The organism is Ruegeria sp. YTSB088, assembly GCF_059609825.1.
Genome location: NZ_JBXWMM010000009.1, coordinates 81641 through 100531, shown reverse-complemented (window position 1 = coordinate 100531; position 18891 = coordinate 81641). Strand labels below are relative to the sequence as shown.

Sequence of the window (18891 nt, the reverse complement as noted above, 5' to 3'; positions counted from 1 at the left end):
TTTACTCCTGAATCAGGTCCAGTTGGCGCATGATCTCGGGACCCGCGCCTTCGAGCACGGGGCGTTCGATCTGTGCCTGCTGCGTCAACTCGTCGATCCGCGCCTGAATGGCATCCTGTTGTATGGACTGAGCCAACTCATCGCGCACCGCGTCCAGTTCGGGTGCCTCGGTTTTGCGCTTGTCGTTCAGCTTGACCAGATGCCAGCCAAATTGAGTTTGCACCGGTTCCGACACCTGTTCTTTTTCAAGCGCGATCACTGCTTCCTCGAATTCGGGTACCATCTGGCCTTTTCCGAACCATCCCAGCGCACCACCATTCGGGCCGGACGGACCGGTCGAGTTCTCGCGTGCGAGTTCCGCAAAATCGGCACCATCGTCAAGCTGTGCCTTGAGCGCTTTGGCTTCTTCTTCCGTTTCAACCAGAATATGGCTGGCGTCGAATTCGTCTTCACCCGCAAATTCATTGAAGCGCGCGTCATAAGCGGCCTGAATGGCTTCGTCCGTAACAACATCGTTGGTCAGGGCTGCGACTGTCTGAACCGCCTGAAGCGACCGCTTTTCATTTTCGAGTGTCAGCGCGTTCTGCTTGTTCAAACCTTCCTGTTGCTGTCCCAGCAATTGCTGCTGGATCAGCTGTTCCAGAACGAAATCGAACAGAACATCATCTTCCGCTTGCTGGTATTGCGCCGGTAGAGACGCGACGGTGGCGATCACGTGACCCAGTGTGATCTCATCCCCGTTTACCCGAGCAACTATGGTTGACGCATCCGGCTTGGTTTCGGCGGCCAGAGGCAGGGCCATCACGGCAGCGAGGGCCAGCGATGGCAGAAAAGTGAGGCCTTTGGGCATTGAATCATCCTATTTTCTTGCCGCGACAGGGCGCAGCGTTGACACTCTGGAACCTGCCGCTTACATCGCTTCGTAGCCTTGGACAGGGCCGCCTTTCACCCCCCGTATCTATGGGTTGCGCGCAAGGTGGGCAAGCCTGTCGCAACCACGAAAAGAACAGATCCGCTGGAGTGAACATGCTGGGACTCGGAACGCTCGCCAAAAAGGTGTTCGGAACACCGAACGACCGCAAGATCAAGGCGACCCGCCCGCTGGTCGAAAAGATCAACGCACTGGAACCAGAGTTTGAAAAGCTGTCGGATCAGGACCTGATCGACAAGACTGAAGAACTGCGTAAGCGCGCACTGGATGGTGAAAGGCTGGACGACCTGCTGCCCGAGGCTTTTGCCAACGTGCGCGAGGGCGCCAAACGCGCGCTTGGACTGCGGGCCTTTGATGTGCAGCTGATGGGCGGCATTTTCCTGCATCAGGGCAACATCTCGGAAATGAAGACGGGCGAGGGCAAGACTCTGGTCGCCACCTTCCCGGCTTATCTGAATGCGCTGACCGGCAAGGGCGTGCACGTCGTCACGGTGAACGAATACCTGGCCAAGCGTGACGCGGAATGGATGGGCAAGGTTTTTGCTGCCGTGGGCATGACCACCGGCGTGATCTGGTCGGGCCAGTCCGACGCGGAAAAACTGGCCGCGTATTCCTGTGACATCACGTATGCCACCAACAATGAGCTGGGCTTCGACTATCTGCGCGACAACATGAAGGCGGATCTGGAGCAGGTTTACCAGAAGCATCACAACTTTGCGATTGTGGACGAGGTCGACTCGATCCTGATCGATGAAGCGCGGACGCCGCTGATCATCTCGGGTCCTGCGCAGGACCGTTCGGACCTGTACACTGCCATTGATGCCTTGATCCCGACGCTGAGCGAAGATCACTACACCCTGGACGAAAAATCGCGCAATGTGACCTTCACCGATGAAGGCAACGAGTTTCTCGAGGGCCAACTGCTTCAGGCAGGCCTGATTCCCGAAGGCCATTCCCTGTATGACCCGGAAAGCACCACCGTCGTGCATCACGTCAATCAGGCGCTGCGAGCACACAAGCTGTTCCAGCGCGACAAGGATTACATTGTGCGCGACGGCAATGTTGTTCTGATCGATGAATTCACCGGCCGCATGATGCCGGGCCGTCGCCTGTCCGAAGGTCTGCATCAGGCGATCGAAGCCAAGGAAAAGGTTCAGATCCAGCCGGAAAACGTCACATTGGCCAGCGTGACATTCCAGAACTATTTCCGCCTGTACGACAAACTGAGCGGCATGACCGGCACCGCGCTGACCGAAGCCGAAGAATTTGCCGAGATTTACGGTCTGGGCGTGGTCGAAGTTCCGACCAACCTGCCGATTGCCCGTATCGACGAAGATGATCAGGTCTATCGTACAGCCGCCGAAAAATACAATGCGATGATCGCCCAGACAAAAAAGGCACAGGAAAAGGGCCAGCCTGTTCTGCTGGGGACCACATCGATCGAAAAATCCGAACTGCTGAGCCAGATGCTGGCAAAGGAAGGAATCGAGCACAACGTTCTGAACGCCCGTCAGCATGAACAAGAGGCTGAGATCGTCGCTGATGCCGGTCGTCTGGGTGCGGTAACCATCGCCACCAACATGGCCGGTCGCGGCACCGACATTCAGCTTGGCGGCAATGTCGAGATGAAGGTGCTGAAAGCGCTTGCCGAAAATCCTGACGCTGACCCGTCCGAGCTGCGGGCCACAGAAGAAGCACGCCACGCCGAGGAAAAAGAAAAGGTGCTGGCTGCTGGTGGCCTTTACGTCATTGCGTCTGAACGCCACGAAAGCCGCCGCATCGACAACCAGCTTCGGGGTCGTTCGGGCCGTCAGGGCGACCCGGGTCGCACGGTATTCTACCTGAGCCTCGAGGATGACCTGATGCGCATCTTTGGCTCGGAACGGCTGGACAAGGTCCTGACCACGCTAGGCATGAAAGAAGGCGAGGCGATCGTCCATCCCTGGGTGAACAAGTCGCTGGAACGCGCACAATCCAAGGTCGAAGGCCGCAACTTTGATATGCGCAAGAACGTTCTCAAGTTTGACGACGTGATGAACGACCAGCGGAAGGTGATCTTCAGCCAGCGCCGCGAAATCATGTCGGCGAACGACCTGTCCGAGATCGTCTCGGATATGCGAGAACAGGTGATCGACGACCTGATTGACGAATACATGCCGCCGAAATCCTATGCAGATCAGTGGGATACGGAGGGTCTGCACGAGGCGATCAAGGACAAGCTGTCCATCGACGCCCCGGTTCAGGACTGGGCGGCCGAGGAAGGCGTGGATGACGAGCAAGTGCGCGAGCGTCTGATCAAGGCCGCCGATGAGATGATGGCACAGAAGGCCGTCGCCTTTGGCCCTGAAAATATGCGCAACATCGAGAAGCAGGTTCTGCTGCAGACTATTGACAGCAAGTGGCGCGAGCACCTGCTGACACTGGAACACCTGCGTTCGGTCGTCGGCTTCCGCGGGTACGCCCAGCGCGATCCGCTGAACGAATACAAGAACGAAAGCTTCCAACTGTTCGAAAGCATGCTGGATTCCCTACGCGAAACCGTGACTCAGCAATTGTCGCGCGTGCGCCCGCTGACCGAGGAAGAACAGAAAGAAATGCTGGCACAGATGGCCGGACAGCAGGCTCAGGCGCAGCAGGCTGTGGACAAAGCCACGAATCAGGCCGAAGCAAAAGCCGAAGCTGCGGCTTCCGGTGACGCGCTGCCGGGCTTCGACGAAAACAATCCCTCAACCTGGGGCAACCCATCCCGCAATGACCCATGTCCCTGCGGGTCAGGCAAGAAGTTCAAACACTGCCACGGCCGCCTGACCTAACGTCACCCGTCAAATCCACAATGTGTTCGTCTCGCGGCCACAAATTGGCCGCGATTCGTGGCGAAAGTGCGATTTGCTCCTTCAACTGGGGAGGGTGTCTTGTTTGTAGTTCGAAACTACGTAACCATGTGCGGAACGGTCGCTTGTGCATTGGGCATTGGCTACCTGATGCAAAACGGATCACCTGCGCAGCCTGCCGGTGCGCAGCAAGGGGTCGACGTCGCGTCGGCATCCGAGCAGTCTTCGGTTCTGTCGGGGCTGGATGGTATCGTACAGACTTCGGCTACTGTCTCTGACGCGATTCCGGGCAGCGCCACGCCTGTATCCCGTGCAGTTCCGGCGCCTTCCAGGCCTTCTGATTGCAGTATAAGTGCACGCGCTCTTGCAGTTCCCGGCGCGATGGCGCGCCTGTCCCTCAAAGCGCCGTGCCACAAGAACGAGCGGGTTGAAGTCCACCATAGCGGCCTGACGGTCAGCCAGAAAACCAACGAATCCGGTGCTCTGGACATGACAATCCCGGCACTTTCGGAATATGCGATTTTTCTGATTTCATTTGAAAATGAAGCGGGCACTGTCGCCACCACTCACGTTACCGATATTGCCGAATATGACCGCGTCGCCCTACAATGGCAGGGTGATACTGAGTTGCAGATTCACGCGCTGGAATTTGGGGCAAGCTATGGCAGCAGCGGCCATGTATGGGATGATGCATCGGCAAAAGGCGCAGGAGAAGTTCTGCGCCTGGGCCAGGCGGGTCTGGGTGATACTAAGAATGTTCAAGTGTATTCCTTTCCGGCAGGCACAACGGATCGGTCCGGCACCATCGACCTGACAGTCGAAGCTGAAGTGACCGAAGCCAATTGCGGGCACACGTTGAATGTGCAGGCGCTGGAACTTCTTTCGGACCGCCGCCTGCGGTCGCGCGACATGTCCCTGACCCTGCCTGATTGTTCACAAGCCGGTGAGTTTCTGGTGTTGAATAATCTGCTCTCAGACCTGACAATTGCGGCAAAGTAATCCGCAGGCAGGCTCGGCTCTCTTATGACTTTCTTTCGTGCGGCGGTGACCGCGCTGTTTTTCGTTGCAAGTGCGACCTGTGCCGTGGCGCAGGACATCACGCTGACGTCTCATGACGGCAAGGTCGAAGTAACAGGCAACCTGCTGGGCTTTGACGGCGAATTCTACCGCGTTGACACGCAGTTCGGTGAGTTGACCGTTGATGGTTCGGGCGTCACATGCGACGGACCTGCGTGCCCCAGCCTGACGGATTTCGTAGCCGAGTTGCGGTTTTCCGGATCATCGGTAATGGCCGAAACGGTCTTGCCCGCGCTGATCATCGGGTTTGCGCGGCAGGAAGACCTGACCGCAACGCCTGCCCGTGTGGATTCGGACACCTTCGTCTATGAGCTTTTTCAGGCAGGCCGTCAGGCCCCGCTGGCGCGGTTCTACTTTGACGTCGGGACCACGGATCGCGGGTTTGCCAAGCTGATCGAGAATCAGACAGATATCGTGATGGCCCTGCGCGAAGTACGCGAGGTGGAACGGGATGCAGCAGAATCCGCAGGGCTGGGTGATCTGAAACGGGCCCGACGATCCAGGGTTGTTGCATTGGACGCCATGGTTCCGGTGGTGGCACCCGATAGTGTGATGCGTCAGATTTCGCTGGCCGATTTGGCGCGCATTCTGTCAGGTGAAGTGAAGAACTGGGTGGACCTGGGCGGGCCGGATGCACCGATCGCCTTGCATGTGCCGGATCCGGGATCAGGGCTGGCGCAGGCCGTCGAGGATCAGGTCCTGAAAACGGCCGGTGTGGAAATGTCTGAAAGTGCGATCCGCCATGCGCGCGCACGCGATCTGATCAGGGCTGTGGCCAAAGATCCGTTTTCCATCGGAATCGCCAGCAAGGCGACAGCCGACAACGTCCGAGCCCTGCCGCTGACCGGAGGTTGTGGGCATCCGCTGGCAGCAACCCGTCAATCGATCAAGACCGAGGATTATCCGCTGAATCTGCCGATGTTCCTATATCTGCCCGAACGCCGCCTGCCGCGGATCGCGCGACAGTTTCTGGCCTATAGCCTAAGCCCCGGTGCCCAGATGGCCATTCGTGACGCAGGTTACGTGGATCAATCGCCCGAAATCTTGCCGATTGACGTACAAGGCGGCCGGCTGGCCAACGCCATCGCCACCGGAGGGCCAGAGGTTGGGCTGGACGAGCTTCAGCGCATGATCAAAACACTGCGTCCCCTGTCGCGCCTGTCCCTATCGGTCCGGTTCGAGCCGGGGTCGTCCCGCCCGGACGCACAGTCACGCTCCAACATTCAGCAGTTGGCGCATATGCTTGATGCCGGAACACTGAAGGCACGCAAGCTGGTGTTTGCTGGCTTCAGCGACGGGGATGGCGGGGCCGCCGCCAACGCCCGCATTGCCCTGCGGCGTGCACAAACCGTGCGAAACGCGGTTCTGGCCGCAGCTGAGACATCAATATCAGACAGTATCGAGGTATCCGCCGAAGGATTTGGCGAAGCAATGCCGATGGCCTGTGACGACACCGAATGGGGGCGCAAGGTCAACCGCCGGGTCGAGATCTGGGTGCAGTAGACGTTACAGATGCCCTTCCGCGCGAAAGCTCAACTCGGTCGATTTTCCTATGATCAGGTGGTCGTGCAGGGTCAGGCCCAACGCCGAACAGGCATCCTGAATACGGTTGGTCATGTCGATATCCGATTGCGAGGGCGTCGGATCACCCGACGGGTGGTTGTGCACCAGAATCAGGGCCGAGGCATTCAGCTCGAGCGCCCTTTTCGCGACCTCGCGCGGGTACACCGGCACATGATCCACAGTGCCCTTGGCCTGTTCCTCATCCGCGATCATTACGTTCTTGCGATCCAGATAGAACACGCGGAACTGTTCGATCTCACGATGCGCCATAGTGGTGTGACAGTAATCCAGCAGCGCGTCCCAGCCCGAGATCACGTGCCGCTGCATCACTCGGGCGCGGGCCATCCGGTGGGCACAGGCCTCAAGGATCTTCAGGTCTGTGATTATAGTATCCCCAACGCCCTTGATCTGACGCAGCCGTTCCTCGGGCGCGGTCAGGACACGATTGAAATCACCAAAGGTATCCATCAACGCCCGTGCCAGTGGCTTCACATCCTGCCGGGGAATGGACCGGAACAAGACCAGCTCCAGCAGCTCATAATCCGGCATTGCGGCCGACCCACCCGCGATGAACCGTTCACGCAGTCGCCTGCGGTGGTCTTTGATGTAGGAGGGTAAACGACCAGAGGGCAGCGGCTGCGCCGGCGCTTCGTCCGTATCAAACAGCATCGGGGCTTCGGCAAAGGCGTCCTGTGTCATAACCTCACCCTGACCCAGAATCGGTTTCTGATTGGTTAACGCATCTCACCTGCCATGCGTGCCGTGGCCCGGCGGACAATCATGTGCAGAAGGATCGAGAACACACCCAGCGTCAACATCGCGGCAAACATGAGATCGGTCTTGGCCCGCCCATTGGCCAGCAGCATCAGATAGCCCAGCCCCTGCGACGAGCCGACCCATTCACCGATCACTGCCCCAATCGGAGCATACACCGCCGCCAACCGCATCCCCGACGCCAGCGACGGCAGAGCAGCCGGAATACGGATATGCCACAATACGGCGCGCTTGCTGGCCTGCATCGTTCGGGCCAGATCCAGATACCCCGAAGGGGTGCGCATAAGCCCGTCGAAGAAAGACGAGGTGATCGGGAAATAGATGATCAGCACTGCCATGGCGACCTTGGACCAGAGCCCGTAGCCCAGCCACAGTGTCAGCAACGGAGCCAATGCGAAAACCGGCAGAGCCTGCGTAAACACGAGCATCGGCTGTACCAGCACCCGCGCCGCCCGAGAGTTTGCCAACTGCAACGCGGTGACGACACCCAGCAGCGTCCCGCACGCCATACCGATAACCACTTCGATCGCCGTGATCCAGGTATGTTCCGCTATCACCCAGCGGTTCTGCCACCAGGTCTCGGCCACCACGGCAGGCCCAGGCAGGATGAATTTTGGCAATCCGGTCAGGGTCACGATGCCCTGCCAGATCAACAAAGCAAACAAAGTTGCGGCCAATGCAGAAAAATGCTTCATGCCGCGCCCTCACGGAGAAGACGCAGCAAGGCACCTTGGGTTTCCAATGTCTCCAAGTCGTCCACGCTGCGCGGGGCCGGGGCGTGCGGCGGGTCGCAGGGCGTCAATCCGTGTTCCGTCATCACTACGATGGATTGCCCCAAACGCGCAGCTTCCGCCGGATCATGTGTCACAAGAAGGACGGTGCGGCCGTTCAAAGCTTCGGCGGCCAGTTCCTGCATGTCAGCGCGGGTGCGGGCATCAAGCGCCGAAAAGGGCTCGTCCAGCAAAACAACGGGGCGATCTTCCATCAAGGTCCGGGCCAAAGCGACACGCTGGCGTTGCCCACCGGACAACGCGTTGGACTTCTTGTTCATGTGATCCTGCAGCCGCATACGTTCGATAAGGCGGTCGCGTCGATCAAGATCAACGGTTTCACCACGCAAACGCGCGCCCAGAGAGACATTCTGCGCGACGGTTGCCCAGGGCAACAGAAGATCATCCTGAGCCATGTATGAGACACGCCCAGATACCGGAAAGCCATCACTGGCCGTGATTCGACCAGCAAAAACCGCCCCGGTCTCGAGCCCGGCAATCAACCGCAGAATTGTGGTTTTTCCCACGCCCGAACCGCCCAGCAGGCACGTCCACGCCCCGGCCCCAAGGGTCAGGGACAGCGGCGCAAACAGGGTCGCGCCGTCGATCGTGGCGGTACCGCTGATGGTCAGATCGGGCGCAGGGGTCATGGAGTCAAACCCATCTGCCAGAAGTCAACCTCAAGCTCTGTCGCCTTGCGGAAGGTCTGGCACAGTCGATCCCAGCGTGGCGAATCCTGAAAATCTGCCCCAATGCGTCTTGTTAGAGCCTGATCCAGCAACTCGCCGACCGCCGTACATGCGTCTTGGTAGTCTTCGCCAGCATAAGTGTCGATCCAGCCGCGATATGTCCCCGAAGTTTCTTCAGCGGACAGACGCGTACCGATCTCACCATATCCCATGACGCAAGGAACAAGCGCCGCCAGCAGGTCCAGAAGGTCTCCGCTGTAGCCTGCTTCCAGGACAAAACGGGTATAGGCCAGATTCTCGTGACGCTCCGGTGTGGCAAACAGCTCAGCCTGCGAGATGCCTTCTACCGCGCAGGTACCGATATGCAGTTTCATCTCTTCGCTGATCAAACCGTTCACGGTTCGCGATGCGGCAAGCATTTCTTCATGCGTTTCCGATTTCACCACCGCCAGGGCCCACGCGCGGCTGAAGTGGATAAGGAACACATAATCCTGCCGCAGGTAGTGCAGAAACGCCTCGCGCGGCAGCGTTCCATCTTTCATGCCCTCCACGAAGGCGTGGCGGGTATAATCCCGCCACGGCCCCACCGCAGCATCACGCATCAGCGCAAAGGCTTTGCCATAGTTGCTCATTGCGCGGTCACGTCGATGGTGATGTCACTGACCGGAAGGACGCTGTCGATCATCCCGCTTTCGTTCAGGAAGGTTTCGAACCGAGCATAACGACCGGCATCAAAACCTGCCGGACGCAGTGCAAAGCGCGGCAGTGTATCAACCCAGGCGCGGGCATTCAGCTCGTCCTGAAGTTCGGGCGAGGTGGCCGCAAAGATCTCCCAGCTTTTCTCCGGATTGTTGACGATATATTGAGTCGCTTTTTCTGTCGCGGCGAGGAACCTGGCAATCTTGTCCTTGTCCATCGTATCCGGGTTGGCGACATAGATCAGTTCGTCATAAGACGGAACGCCCTCTTCCTCGATGTAGAAGCAGGTGCCGGGACGACCTTCGATATCCATCTGGTTCAGCTCGAAGTTGCGATATGCGCCAATGACCGCATCCACCTGACCGGTCATCAGCGACGGCGAGAGGGAAAAGTTGACGTTGATCAGTTCAACATCGTCCAGAGCAACACCATATTTGCCCAGAACGGTACCAAGGATGGCTTCTTCCACCCCTGCAACCGAGAACCCGATTTTTTTACCCTTGAGGTCGGCCGGCGACTTGATTGGCCCGTCTTCCAGCACCAGAAGACAATTCAGTGGTGTTGCGACCAATGTTCCAACGCGCTTCAAGGGCAAACCCTCATGAATCTGCAGGTGCAATTGCGGTTGGTAAGACACTGCCAGATCAGCCTGACCGGCAGCCACCAAGCGTGGCGGGGCGGACGGGTCGGCGGGCGGAACGATCTCGACCTCAAGCCCCTGTTCGGCAAAATAGCCGTTTTCCTGCGCCACGATGATGGGACCATGGTCAGGGTTGATGAACCAGTCCAGCAGGACGGTCATCTGGTCTTCGGCCCATGCTGGCGCGGCGGCCAGAAGGGCGATGGCTGTCATCAGCTTTTTCATGTCTCGCGTTTCCTTTTTCTTCACGAGGTTGAAGCCGCGACGAGGACAATCTCGCCCGGCCAATCTGGTTGAATCTGTTCGGCGGCGCGCCATGCACGCAGACCGGTGGCACAGCAAATCACCAGCCGTTTTCCCTTGTTAGGGTCTATTTCGTGTAAGTTATCCGGTGATATGCGCGTCGCGTTCGAATGGGTGGGTACGGGCGCTTCCTGCGAACTGCGTAGCTCGATTATTTGATCCGTGTCCTTCAGCTGGCTTGTGGACAGAAAGCGAAAGCAGCTGTCGGGCTCGGGTGCATCATCAAAGCGAAACCCAGTGCTGCGCAGGGTTCTTGCGTCATATTGAACCAACTGCCCAAGGGGCGCGGGATCAAGCCCAAGGATCACGTTAAGCGCCATCTGCGCTTGAATCGCCCCGATCACGCCAACCACGGGGCCCAGAACCCCCGCAGTGGCGCAGCTGGCGCCACTGTCCGGCGCATCGGGAAAGACAGCGCGCAGGGACGGGCCCCCACCGCAGAACCCACCCACATAACCCGAAAGCCCCAGAACCGAGGCACTGATCAAAGGCTTGCCTTGCGCCAGACAAGTATCCGACAGGATGTAGCTGGCCGCGTAGCTGTCAGCGCAATCCAGAATGATATCAGCTCGCGAGACCATTTCAGGCGCGTTCTCGCCAGTCAGAACCTGATTCAAACCTGTGACATCAGTTTCACCATTCAGCGCGCGACAACGGGCGGCGGCGGTTTCCGCCTTGGATTGCCCGCAATCGGCCTCGGAGAAAAACGTTTGACGGTGCAGGTTCGACAGATCGACGGTGTCACCATCCAGTATCGTTACTTGTCCGACCCCGGCCCCCGCCAAAAGCGGCAGAACCGGTGCAGCAAGACCGCCCGCACCGACGACCAGAACACGGGCCGCTGACAGTCGTGCCTGCCCTTGCGCCCCAACTTCGGGCAGAAGCGTCTGGCGGGCATATCGGCTCATCGTGTGACCTCGATCCACGCACGCAGCCGGGCTTCGGGGTCGGCATTCAGTGTGATGTCCGTGACCGCCGAGACAATGTCCGCCCCGGCCTCCAGCACACCTGCCGCGCGCTCAACACTCATCCCACCAATACCAACCAAAGGAATACCACCGACCCGAACCTTCCATTCCGTTACGCGGGGCAGGCCCTGCTGATGCCATTTCATCTTTTTCAGAATGGTGGGGTAGACTGGACCCAGGGCCACGTAGTCGGGATCCATGGCCAGTACACGCTCAAGCTCATCATCGTCATGGGTGGAAACACCCAGTTTCAGACCCGCTTTTCGAATGGCTTTCAGGTCTGCATCGTCCAGATCTTCCTGTCCCAGATGAATCCAGTCGCAACCCAGATCGATCGCGTGCTGCCAATAGTCATTGATAACCAGAACCGCCCCATGGTCGCGGCACAGATCGCGGGAGACTGCAATCTGGTCGCGCACCACATCGTATGGCTGATCCTTGACGCGCAGCTGCACCAGTTTCACGCCCAGCGGCAGCATCCGCCGCAGCCAGTCCGAGTGATCAAAGATTGGATAGAAACGGTCCAGCGTCATGACAGGAATGCCTTTCCAACAACGGGAGTGGAAGGTTCAGCCATATCGCGCGCCTCGATCGGGTCTGCCTGATGGGCCAACTGCCCGGCAAGGGTTGCCTGCGCCATCGCTCTGGCCATCACAACAGGATCTCCGGCGCGGGCCACAGCGGTGTTGAGCAGAACCGCGTCATAGCCCAGTTCCATCGCGTGGGCCGCGTGGCTGGGCAAGCCGATACCGGCATCCACGACCAGGGGTATGTCAGAAAACTCGGCCCGCATCGCGCGTAGGGCATATTCGTTGTTCAAACCACGCCCGGACCCGATAGGCGCACCCCAGGGCATCAGCACCTCGCACCCCGCTTCAAGCAGGCGTTCCCCCACGATCAGGTCATCGGTGGTGTATGGAAAAACCTGAAACCCGTCCTCGGTCAGAATGCGCGCGGCTTCGACCAGTTGGAAGACGTCTGGTTGCAGGCTGTCCGTGTGTCCGATGAGTTCCAGCTTGATCCATCGGGTCTCAAACACTTCGCGGGCCATATGGGCGGTCGTCACGGCCTCTTTCACCGTATGGCAACCGGCGGTGTTGGGCAGGATGCGTACACCCAAGTCGCGGATCATGTTCCAAAAGGTCTGGCCCGCACCCGCTTCGCGCCGAAGGGAAACCGTCGCAACGCCTGCGCCGCTTTCGCGGAAGGCGTTTTCCAGAATGGCCGGGCTTGGATATTGCGCCGTGCCCAGCATCAGCGGGTTGGGCAGTTCAGTGTCGTAAAACGTCTTCATCTTCAGCCCCCCTGCATCGGAGCGACAACTTCAACCCGGTCGCCTTCAGCCAGTTTGTGAGCGATGCGCAGGCTTGAGGGCACGAAATCTTCGTTCACGGCGGTCGCCACACGACCCGAGAAACCGCATTCTTCCAACAATTCCGACAGGGTTTCGGCGTGCACCTCGCGCGCCTCGCCGTTAAGCACGATCTTCATCGACCATCTCCGAATGTGTGTTGTCCAGCGCCAGATCCGCAACGCCCCGCGCCAGTGCCGGTGCCAGCAGATACCCGTGGCGATAGAGCCCGTTGGCATAGATCGTCCGGCCCAAACGTCGGATACGCGGCAAGTTGTCAGGGAAGGCGGGGCGCAGATCGACGCCTATCTCCAAAACTTCAGCTTCGCCAAAAGCCGGGTTCACGGCATAGGCTGCGCTGAGCAGTTCCAGCATCGAACGGGCAGTGATACGACCACTATCCTCGGATTCGATCATGGTCGCACCCAACATATAGACGCCGTCGCCGCGCGGAACGATATAGAGCGGCATCCGCGGGTGCAGCAATCGAACCGGGCGTGTCAGTTCCACGTCAGGGCATCGAATAACCAACATCTCGCCCTTCACGCCGCGCAGATCATGCAGGTATTCGCGCGCGTGAAGACCACGGCAGTCAATGGCGTTTTCCAACTGGGCAGGTGCCAGTTTCCGGTGGAACTCCACGCCCTGGCTTAGCAATTGACGATGCAGATCGCGCAGCGCCTGGCGCGGATCGACATGGGCTTCGTGTGCGAAGAACAGGCCCTGGCCAAACCCCGCCAGATCTGGCTCTAATTCGGATATTTTTGCCCGTTTGACCATTGTGAACTCTTTTGTTCGACGCGCGAAGCGGTGCAGGTCCGGCACATCACGGGCGCTCGCGACAACAAGCGTTCCCCGCTGGGTCACCTTGGTGCGTTGAGCCCACCATTCGATCGCAGACTGCCCCAGGCGCAGCACCGGTTCTTCCGCGTTTTCATATTCGCACCACGGTGCCAGCATTCCCCCGGCCCACCACGAACAGCCATGCGGGCCCGGTGGCCCGCCGGGGTCGAATATCTGCACTTTCGCACCGCGCGACGCCAGTTCGCTGGCAACGGCAAGACCGGCAACCCCTGCTCCTATGACAGACCAAAGCGTCACGAGGGCCAAACCCGGTGGAAATGATGCACCGGGCCGTGCCCAGCGCCGACATTCAACTCATCCGCGCGCGCGATGGCCCCTTGCAGATAGTCATGCGCCTGCGCAACCGCGTCCCTCAGGGCCAGCCCATTAGCCAAACCGGCAGTGATGGACGACGACAAAGTACACCCTGTCCCATGGGTGTTTTTTGTATCCTGACGCGGGGCCTGAAACTCGGCCACGGTACCCGAAGGATCAATCAGCATATCGTGGCAGATATCACCCGACCCGTGTCCGCCTTTCATAACTACTGCATCCGCACCCAAGGCGCACAATGCTTGGCCCTGTTCGGCCATCTCTTCCGGGGTTTCCGCCGATTGCGTGTTCAGCAGACACGCCGCCTCAGGCAGATTTGGCGTGAGAACCGTCGCCATTGGCAACAACACATCGCGTAGCGTCCGGACCGCCTCTTTCGCCAGCAGGGCATCGCCGGATTTGGCGATCATAACCGGATCAAGAACGACAGGACCTTCAAACACCGCTAAACCCCTGGCGACAGTATGAATGATCTCAGGTGTCGCGAGCATGCCGATTTTGACGGCCCTGACGTCCAGATCACTCAGAACCGTCTCAATTTGGGCAGCAATGACGTCCAGTGGAATCCCATGCACCGCGGTGACAGCTTGCGTGTTCTGCGCGGTCACGGCGGTGATGACACTCGCCCCAAAAACACCCAGCGCTGACATAGCCTTTAGGTCGGCCTGAATGCCCGCGCCACCGCCGCTATCAGATCCTGCTATGGTCAGGGCAATTTCCGCCATGTCGTTGCTCCATCTTCTTTGGGCAACGGGGTAAGGAAAACGTCTGTGTTCAAGAGACCGTTCCCTACGCCGGAATTGCCCGGATCAGGTTCGATGGGTTAACGCGATTGCGCCTCTCAGCCCTGTAACAGGGCACCCCAACGGTTGAGGCGGACAATCTCAGGGTCGAGGATCAGAATCAAGACTCAATTTCCAAGACGTATTGCCACTTTCAGCTTTCTGCTAAGGCCAAAACACTATGCGAATAATAGTGTCCAGCGCGGCTCTGCCTCGCGCTCCGGGATATTTTTAGCCAGATGAAGAACGGGCCCCTTGCTTCATCTGGCCATCAATATCCCAAGGGAATCGCCCTAAGGCGGCGGGGGAAGAACCCCCATCAGTGCACGATCTCAGCCTTTCATTCCGTCCCAGAAGGATTTGACGGATGAGAAAAAGCTCTTTGATTCCGGATGGTTGTCTTCGCCCAGATCATCAAACTCGCGCAGTAGCTCTTTCTGGCGGCTGGTCAGGTTGACCGGGGTTTCCACGGCCAGTTCAATGAACATGTCGCCGACGCCACCGCCGCGCAGCGCTGGCATGCCTTTTCCGCGCAGGCGCATTTGCCGACCCGACTGGCTTCCGGCTGGAATCTGAACGCGGCCGCGGCCGCCATCGATGGTCGGAACCTCGATCGATCCGCCCAACGCCGCCTTTGCCATGCTAACCGGCACGCGGCAATAGAGATTGACGCTGTCACGTTCGAACAGTTTGTGCTCGGATACTTCCACGAAAATGTACAGATCGCCCGGAGGACCACCACGCAGTCCGGCCTCACCTTCGCCCGCGAGGCGAATGCGCGTTCCGGTTTCGACACCAGCAGGGATGTTCACTGACAAAGCACGGTCTTTTTCGACCCGACCAGCCCCCTGACAGGATTTACAAGGGTTCTTGATGATCTGACCCAGTCCCGAACAGGTCGGGCAGGTTCGTTCCACCGTAAAGAAGCCCTGTTGTGCCCGTACTTTCCCCATGCCTGAACAGGTGGGGCAGGAAGTGGGCTCAACGCCACCTTCGGCCCCGGTGCCGTCGCAAGATGAACACGCCACAGCCGTTGGCACATTTATGGTTTTTTGCAGGCCAGAGAATGCCTCTTCCAGCGTCACACGCAGGTTGAAGCGCAGGTCCGAGCCGCGCGCGGCGCGACGCCCGCCGCCACCCCGTTGACCACCCATGAAATCACCGAACAGGTCGTCAAACACATCCGAGAATGCACTGGAGAAATCGCCTTGCCCGCCAAAGCCACCACCTGGGCGACCACCTCCGCCCATGCCGTTTTCAAAAGCAGCATGACCAAAGCGATCATAAGCAGCCTTTTTTTCGGCATCGCGCAGAACATCATAAGCCTCGTTGGCTTCCTTGAACTGCGCCTCAGCATCCGGGTTGTCCTTGTTGCGGTCAGGATGCAGCTCTTTGGCTTTCCTGCGAAAACCCTTCTTGATCTCGTCCGCCGAAGCGCCCTTGGACACGCCGAGCACTTCATAGTAGTCGCGCTTTGACATTTGTTATTCCTTCGTGCCGCCGGACGCGGTGCTTTTATTGAGTCTGTACACGCCGTTGGTGTTGTTTGCAAAACTGGCCACGTAACCTGCCTTATTCAAGATCTGGTCAAGCCCATCGTCCGAATGCTTGATTTCTATTAGCAGCACTTCAGGCCAGATCTCCCGCGGGGCATCTTCAAAAAAAGCGCGCAATACGCGGATTTTCTGGCCTTCAATATCCATTTTCATCGCATCAACCCTGGTCAGCCCGGCATCGCGTATGGCGTCCAGCAACGGAACCGCCTGAACGCACAGATCGCCCGACTCGGCAACTTTGGCACGACCCCTGTCACCGAGATTCGCAGACTCGAACCACACCTCACCCGGTTTGTCAGACAGTGCTTTATCGCAATGAGTGACTTCACTGGCTTGATTGGCAGCCAGATTGGTACCGAGACGGGCCTTGTTGACCGGATCCGGCTCAACAGCCAGAGCCCTTAGGTTGCGCCCAAACTTCTGCGCAACTGATCTGACCCACAGGGTGTAAAGCCCGACATTCGCACCAGCGTCGACAAAGACATAATCACCAGAGCCCTGCGATATATGTTTGGCCAGTGATTGACGCTCATCCAGATCAAAGAATTGCGATCCGGTTATGACTCGACGTTCGGCCCAGTTGTCTGAAGGGTACAATCGGCATTTCTGCCCGCCGAACACCTCAACATCGTAAGGCTCTCGCTGAGAAGCCATCAATACCCTTCGAATTCCGGACGACATCCATTGACGCGGCATGCCTTCAGACCACCGGCGCAATCTTTCCACCCGAGTTGAGAGGGCGTAGGTGCCAAATGGAGGTTTCAGAGACGCGTGCTGCATGGTGGAGACCGTTCCGGCGGGCCCTGAATGGGTCCGCCGGAAACCGAGCAACTGGTCAGGCGCGCTTGTTGTCGTCGAGATCTTCGAACTCGGCGTCGACGATGTCATCGTCACCCGGTGCGGCGTCAGCGGCAGCAGGTTCCTCTTCGCCTTCTTCGGCCTGCGCCTTGTATATGGCTTCGCCCAGCTTCATGGCTGCTTCGGTGACATTCTGGATACCCGACTTGATCTTGTCGGCATTTTCGGTTTCCAGCTCGTCCTTCAGCGCGGCGATCGCCAGCTCGATGGCTTCGATGGTGGTCGGGTCGACCTTGTCGGCATGCTCTTCCATCGACTTCTCGGTCGAGTGGATGAGGCTTTCCGCCTGGTTCTTCGCCTCGATCAGCTCGCGGCGTTCCTTGTCCGCCTCGGCGTTCTCTTCGGCGTCCTTGACCATCTTGTCGATATCTTCGTCCGACAGACCACCCGATGCCTGGATGGTGATCTTCTGCTCTTTCCCGGTGCCTTTGTCCTTGGCCGAAACCGAGACAATGCCGTTGGCGTCGATGTCAAAAGTCACCTCGATCTGAGGCATGCCGCGCGGTGCAGGCGGGATATCTTCAAGGTTGAACTGACCCAGGATCTTGTTGTCCGCAGCCATTTCGCGCTCACCCTGGAAACAGCGGATGGTCACAGCGTTCTGATTGTCCTCGGCGGTCGAGAAGACCTGAGACTTCTTGGTCGGGATCGTGGTGTTGCGATCGATCAGACGGGTGAACACGCCGCCCAGGGTTTCGATGCCCAAGCTCAGCGGGGTTACATCCAGCAAAACCACGTCTTTGACGTCGCCCTGCAGAACACCGGCCTGAATGGCGGCGCCCATGGCAACAACTTCGTCCGGGTTCACGCCTTTGTGGGGCTCTTTACCAAAGAATTTGGTGACCTCTTCGATCACCTTGGGCATGCGGGTCATACCGCCGACCAGAACAACCTCATCAATGTCGCCCGCCGACAGGCCGGCGTCTTTCAATGCTGCCTGACAGGGTTTCATCGACTTCTTGATCAGATCGCCGACCAGCGATTCCAGCTTGGCACGGGTCAGTTTCATGACCATGTGCAGCGGCTGACCGTTGGCGCCCATCGAGATGAACGGCTGGTTGATCTCGGTCTGCGAGGTCGAGGACAGTTCGATCTTGGCCTTTTCAGCGGCTTCTTTCAGACGCTGCAGGGCCATCTTGTCGCTGGACAGATCGACACCGTGTTCCTTTTTGAACTCATCCGCCAGGTAGTTGACGATGCGCATGTCAAAGTCTTCACCACCCAGGAAGGTGTCGCCATTGGTCGATTTGACCTCGAACAGCCCGTCGTCGATTTCCAGAATGGTCACGTCGAACGTACCACCACCAAGGTCATAAACCGCGATGGTTTGGGTTTCTTCTTTATCCAGGCCATAGGCCAGCGCGGCGGCTGTCGGTTCGTTGATGATCCGCAGTACTTCCAGACCAGCGATTTTGCCTGCGTCTTTGGTGGCCTGACGCTGGGCGTCATTGAAATACGCGGGAACGGTGATGACCGCCTGCGTGACTTCTTCACCCAGATAGCTCTCGGCGGTTTCCTTCATCTTGCCCAGAGTGAAGGCCGAAATCTGGCTTGGGGAGTATTTTTCACCGCGGGCTTCCACCCACGCGTCACCGTTGCCGCCATCCACGATGGCGTACGGCACCATTTTCTTGTCCTTCTGGACTTCTGCATCATCCACACGACGACCGATCAGACGCTTGACGCCAAAGATCGTGTTGTCGGGGTTGGTGACCGCCTGACGTTTTGCAGGCTGACCGACCAGTCGCTCATCTTCGGTGAAGGCGACGATCGAAGGCGTGGTCCGCGCCCCTTCGGCGTTTTCGATGACCTTCGGCTGCGAGCCTTCCATGATGGCCACACAGGAGTTTGTGGTTCCGAGGTCAATCCCGATTACTTTTCCCATTTTTGCAATCCCTTTCTCTTCAAGGCGATGTCCCGAGG

General features: G+C 58.6%; 18 protein-coding genes and 1 riboswitch. Of the genes, 3 read left to right on the top strand and 15 right to left on the bottom strand.

Annotated features, from left to right (window positions below; all coding sequences use genetic code 11):
- Window position 1: 1 nt before the first annotated feature.
- Window positions 2-850 (bottom strand): peptidylprolyl isomerase, encoded by an 849-nt coding sequence (locus tag AC2FFA_RS15450; RefSeq protein WP_496852309.1) that lies wholly within the window; start codon window positions 848-850, stop codon window positions 2-4.
- A 176-nt stretch (window positions 851-1026) separates the two neighbouring features.
- Between AC2FFA_RS15450 and secA the strand changes: the two genes are divergently transcribed.
- From secA to AC2FFA_RS15435, 3 genes are all read left to right on the top strand, one after another.
- A complete protein-coding gene (gene secA / locus AC2FFA_RS15445) occupies window positions 1027-3744 on the top strand; it encodes a preprotein translocase subunit SecA (protein ID WP_496852308.1) in 2718 nt (905 codons plus the stop codon).
- 99 nt (window positions 3745-3843) lie between these two features.
- Entirely contained in the window at window positions 3844-4761 is a 918-nt protein-coding gene (locus AC2FFA_RS15440) for a hypothetical protein (protein WP_496852307.1), read from the top strand.
- Window positions 4762-4785: 24 nt separating this feature from the next.
- Window positions 4786-6342 (top strand): phosphate ABC transporter substrate-binding/OmpA family protein, encoded by a 1557-nt coding sequence (locus tag AC2FFA_RS15435; RefSeq protein WP_496852306.1) that lies wholly within the window; start codon window positions 4786-4788, stop codon window positions 6340-6342.
- Window positions 6343-6345: 3 nt separating this feature from the next.
- Here AC2FFA_RS15435 and radC read toward each other — a convergent pair whose 3' ends face one another.
- The 14 genes from radC to dnaK form a co-directional block, all read right to left on the bottom strand.
- On the bottom strand, window positions 6346-7101 hold the full coding sequence (gene radC / locus AC2FFA_RS15430) for a RadC family protein (protein WP_496673536.1): 756 nt from the start codon (window positions 7099-7101) through the stop codon (window positions 6346-6348).
- A 35-nt stretch (window positions 7102-7136) separates the two neighbouring features.
- Window positions 7137-7871 (bottom strand): ABC transporter permease, encoded by a 735-nt coding sequence (locus AC2FFA_RS15425; protein WP_496673539.1) that lies wholly within the window; start codon window positions 7869-7871, stop codon window positions 7137-7139.
- Window positions 7868-8596: an ABC transporter ATP-binding protein gene (locus tag AC2FFA_RS15420; protein WP_496852305.1), complete on the bottom strand. Its 729-nt coding sequence runs from the start codon at window positions 8594-8596 to the stop codon at window positions 7868-7870. Before AC2FFA_RS15420 ends, AC2FFA_RS15425 begins: the two co-directional genes overlap by 4 nt.
- Window positions 8593-9267, bottom strand: coding sequence for a thiaminase II (tenA, locus tag AC2FFA_RS15415; RefSeq protein WP_496852304.1), 675 nt, complete (start codon window positions 9265-9267; stop codon window positions 8593-8595). Before tenA ends, AC2FFA_RS15420 begins: the two co-directional genes overlap by 4 nt.
- A complete protein-coding gene (locus AC2FFA_RS15410) occupies window positions 9264-10199 on the bottom strand; it encodes an ABC transporter substrate-binding protein (RefSeq protein WP_496852303.1) in 936 nt (311 codons plus the stop codon). The genes tenA and AC2FFA_RS15410 overlap by 4 nt, the downstream gene beginning before the upstream one ends.
- Window positions 10200-10219: 20 nt before the next feature.
- On the bottom strand, window positions 10220-11185 hold the full coding sequence (locus tag AC2FFA_RS15405) for a HesA/MoeB/ThiF family protein (protein ID WP_496673551.1): 966 nt from the start codon (window positions 11183-11185) through the stop codon (window positions 10220-10222).
- Window positions 11182-11778: a thiamine phosphate synthase gene (locus AC2FFA_RS15400; RefSeq protein ID WP_299899865.1), complete on the bottom strand. Its 597-nt coding sequence runs from the start codon at window positions 11776-11778 to the stop codon at window positions 11182-11184. Before AC2FFA_RS15400 ends, AC2FFA_RS15405 begins: the two co-directional genes overlap by 4 nt.
- A complete protein-coding gene (locus AC2FFA_RS15395; RefSeq protein WP_496852301.1) occupies window positions 11775-12539 on the bottom strand; it encodes a thiazole synthase in 765 nt (254 codons plus the stop codon). Before AC2FFA_RS15395 ends, AC2FFA_RS15400 begins: the two co-directional genes overlap by 4 nt.
- A 2-nt stretch (window positions 12540-12541) precedes the next feature.
- Window positions 12542-12736 carry a sulfur carrier protein ThiS gene (thiS, locus tag AC2FFA_RS15390; RefSeq protein ID WP_117871347.1) on the bottom strand — a complete coding sequence of 65 codons (195 nt, stop codon included), beginning with the start codon at window positions 12734-12736 and terminating at the stop codon, window positions 12542-12544.
- The gene (locus AC2FFA_RS15385) at window positions 12720-13697 is read right to left on the bottom strand and encodes an FAD-dependent oxidoreductase (protein ID WP_496852299.1); all 978 of its coding nucleotides are present in this window, start codon (window positions 13695-13697) and stop codon (window positions 12720-12722) included. The genes thiS and AC2FFA_RS15385 overlap by 17 nt, the downstream gene beginning before the upstream one ends.
- On the bottom strand, window positions 13694-14497 hold the full coding sequence (thiD, locus tag AC2FFA_RS15380) for a bifunctional hydroxymethylpyrimidine kinase/phosphomethylpyrimidine kinase (protein ID WP_496852298.1): 804 nt from the start codon (window positions 14495-14497) through the stop codon (window positions 13694-13696). The genes AC2FFA_RS15385 and thiD overlap by 4 nt, the downstream gene beginning before the upstream one ends.
- Window positions 14498-14541: 44 nt before the next feature.
- Window positions 14542-14647, bottom strand: a riboswitch (TPP riboswitch).
- 239 nt (window positions 14648-14886) lie between these two features.
- Window positions 14887-16035, bottom strand: coding sequence for a molecular chaperone DnaJ (gene dnaJ, locus AC2FFA_RS15375; protein WP_117871341.1), 1149 nt, complete (start codon window positions 16033-16035; stop codon window positions 14887-14889).
- 3 nt (window positions 16036-16038) lie between these two features.
- Window positions 16039-16764, bottom strand: coding sequence for an FkbM family methyltransferase (locus AC2FFA_RS15370; RefSeq protein WP_496852295.1), 726 nt, complete (start codon window positions 16762-16764; stop codon window positions 16039-16041).
- Between the two features lie 181 nt (window positions 16765-16945).
- Window positions 16946-18853 carry a molecular chaperone DnaK gene (gene dnaK / locus AC2FFA_RS15365; protein WP_299899852.1) on the bottom strand — a complete coding sequence of 636 codons (1908 nt, stop codon included), beginning with the start codon at window positions 18851-18853 and terminating at the stop codon, window positions 16946-16948.
- Between the last annotated feature and the right edge of the window lie 38 nt (window positions 18854-18891).